This window comes from Chromobacterium alkanivorans (assembly GCF_016937655.1).
Taxonomy (GTDB): domain Bacteria; phylum Pseudomonadota; class Gammaproteobacteria; order Burkholderiales; family Chromobacteriaceae; genus Chromobacterium; species Chromobacterium alkanivorans.
Window position 1 is genome coordinate 1 of the sequence record NZ_JAFHKL010000046.1, and the last position, 506, is coordinate 506.

Here is a 506-nt window from a genome sequence, read left to right on the forward strand (position 1 = left end):
GAGATATGTTTCACCACCGCCAGGTCGTGCGAGATGAACAGATAGGACAGGCCGTATTCGTCCTGCAGGTCTTGCAGCAGGTTCAGCACCTGCGCCTGCACCGACACGTCCAGCGCCGACACCGATTCGTCGCAGATCAGCACTTCCGGCTTCAAGGTCAGGCAGCGCGCAATCGCGATGCGCTGGCGCTGGCCGCCGGAGAATTCGTGCGGGTATTTCTGCAGCGCCCCGGCCGGCATACCCACCTTGTCCAGCAGTTCCTGCGCCAGCTTGCGCCGCTCGCCGCCGTCGCGGCCAATGCCGTGCAGCTGCATCGGTTCGCTCAGGATCTGCTCCACGGTGAAGCGCGGGTTCAGCGAGGCGTAGGGGTTCTGGAAGATGATCTGGATCCGCCGCTTGTAGGCATGGAAGGCCTTGGCGTCCATGCCCAGCAGGTCCTGGCCGTGGAACAGCGCCTGGCCGCCGCTGGCCTGGTGCAGCCGCACCAGGGTCAGCCCGACGGTGGT

1 protein-coding gene is annotated in these 506 nt (G+C 65.4%); it reads right to left on the bottom strand.

Going from position 1 to position 506, the window contains the following annotated elements; all coding sequences use genetic code 11:
• The coding region (locus tag JW897_RS24130; RefSeq protein WP_205467937.1) for an ATP-binding cassette domain-containing protein at nt 1-506 on the bottom strand (506 nt) is incomplete at both ends.